The organism is Prevotella sp. MGM1, from assembly GCF_002933775.1.
Taxonomy (GTDB): Bacteria; Bacteroidota; Bacteroidia; order Bacteroidales; family Bacteroidaceae; genus Prevotella.
Map to the genome: position 1 here is coordinate 1 of NZ_BEWV01000089.1, position 2,443 is coordinate 2,443.

Below are 2,443 nucleotides of genomic sequence, written 5' to 3' on the forward strand. Positions count from 1 at the left end.
GGACTGTATGGCATCAAACTTGTTCATATATTTCCTTTGGTCGAGGAGTATCTTGCAGTCGGAGTTGTTGATGATGCTCTCCTTGACGACGGGCGAGGAAATGATGTCGTCCACCTCCTGCGTCACCACGATCGCCTCCCCGTAATACTTGCGTACGGTTTTGTACATATAGCGCAGGTACTCAGCCATGTTCGCCGAAGAGAGAGCCTTCCAAGCCTCTTCCACTATCAGTTGCTTGCGCACGCCTTTCAGACGGCGCATCTTGTTGATGAAGGCTTCCATGATGATGATGGTCACCACCGGGAAAAGCTCGCGGTTCTCCTTAATACTGTCAATCTCGAAGACGATGAACCGCTTGCCGAGCAGGTCGATGTTCTCCGTGGAGTTGAGCAGGAAGTCGTAGCGTCCGCCCCGGTAATACTGCCGCATGGTGGTGAGCATGTTGTCGATGTTGAAGTCGGACTTCTCCACCTTGATGTCACGCTGTGCCAGCTCGCGGCGGTAGTCGTCGCGCATGTACTCATAGAAGGTGTTGAACGAGGGGACGATGCTCCGGTCAGCCCTGATGCGTTCGATGTAGGCGTTCACCGCGCTGCCCAGCTCGCCGCTCTCGGTCTTCGTCACCTTGTCGTCCTCCGACTTCCAGAGCGTCAGCAGCAGCGTCTTGATGCTGTCCTTCTTCTCCACGTCGTACACGTAGTCGTCGGTGTAGAACGGGTTGAACGAAATCGGTTTCTCCTCCGTATAGGTGAAATACACGCCGTCCGCCCCGTTTGTCTTGCGCCGGATCATTTCGCACAAGCCCTGATAGGAGTTTCCCGTGTCCACCAGCACCACGTGCGCGCCTTGTTCCCAATACTGCCTCACGAGGTGGTTCATGAAGAACGACTTGCCGCTGCCCGAAGGACCCAATACGAACTTGTTGCGGTTGGTGGTGATGCCGCGCTTCATCGGCAGGTCGCTGATGTCGAGGTGCAGGGGTTTCCCCGTGAGCCTGTCCACCATCTTGATGCCGAAGGGCGAGAGCGAGCTGCGGTAGTTGGTTTCCTCCGTGAACAGGCACACAGCCTGCTCGATGAACGTATGGAAACTTTCCTCGGCAGGAAAGTCCGCCGCATTGCCGGGCATCGCCGCCCAGTAGAGCGTCGGGCAGTCGATGGTGTTGTGGTGCGGCACGCACTCCATGCTTGCCAGCTGGCTGCCCACGTCGTTCTTTATGTGCTTCAGCTCCTCCGCGTCGTCGCTCCACGCCATGACGTTGAAGTGCGCCCGTACCGAGGTCAGCCCGTAGGAGTGCGCTTCATTCAGGTAGCGGTCTATCCACTCGCGGTTGATGCTGTTGCTCCTCGAATAGCGGGAGAGCGACTGCATGTTCCTTGCGGACTTCTCGAACTTCTGCAAGTTTTCCTCGCTGTTGTCTATTAGCACATACTGGTTGTAGATGTGGTTGCAGGAGAGCAGCAGCCCCACCGGGGAGGCAAAGGAGAGACGGCAGTCGCTTCGGTCCGTGGAGAGTTTCTCGTAGCGGATGTCGGTAGCCACCTTTCCGGGCATGTCCTCCGCGTCGGAGAGGGTGTGCAGGCACAGGCGGTTGTCGCCGATGCGCATTTCCCTTGCCGAGAGGTCGATGTCCTGCAAGGTCGCATTCCCTTCGGGCATAAGCGAGAAGTAACGCTCTATCAGCCCGGCGGACTTCTCCGTGCCGACAATCTCGTCAGTGGAGAGCCGGCGCAGCCTGACAAATCCGCTGTCGTTCATGATGCGCTCGAACTGTTCGGCGGCCTCCATAAACTTCCCGGCGGTTTCCTTGTCCAGCTCCTTCGGGATGATATGCCCCCGGCACAGCGTGCTGAAGTTGCTCTGCATCCGGTTGCGCTCCTTCGTCGTCTTGGTCAGGTAGAGGTAGCACGTGTGCTTCAGGTACGGACGCTCGTTGAAGTGACGCTCGAAAGAGCGGCTTAAAAAACTCATGTCCTCCTTCTGCAATTCCGGCGTGTACTTCTCCTTGATGAACCAGTCCTGCTTGTGGACGACGCAGAAGTCCGGCAGCACCTTGATAGCCTTGCACCAGCAGCCGTGTATCGCCTCGTACTCCGCGTCCGTCACGGTGTAAAGCTCCGGCAGTTCCACCTCGAAAGCCACCGTGATGTCGGCGTCTTTGGAAATGATACAGCCTTGCTCCACCGCCAGCAGGGGGAACTTGTTTTCCAGTGTCGTCATTTTGGATGTATTTCTCATGTCGTTTCTTCCTTTCGTTGCCGTTTGAATAATCGGGTGATCCGCCGCCGGTTGATAAGGTATCGGGGATGGTTCCGTGCCGCTCCCAGCTTCATAAGCCCGTGTTCGCCGTACCGTGCGTTCAGCGCGAAGGTCTGCCATACGAGGACGGAGGACGATGCCGCGCCGAAGCCGATACATACCCACTGGTCGATGCCGACCATGT

General features: G+C 57.3%; 2 protein-coding genes. Both read right to left on the reverse strand.

Features of this window, described 5'->3' with window-relative positions:
• Window positions 1–2,238 (reverse strand): TraG family conjugative transposon ATPase (locus MoGM_RS02570; protein ID WP_104368639.1); only part of this gene is annotated, 2,238 nt, incomplete at its 3' end.
• The coding region (locus MoGM_RS02575; protein ID WP_146078625.1) for a DUF4133 domain-containing protein at window positions 2,235–2,443 on the reverse strand (209 nt) is incomplete at its 5' end. The genes MoGM_RS02570 and MoGM_RS02575, both read right to left, overlap by 4 nt.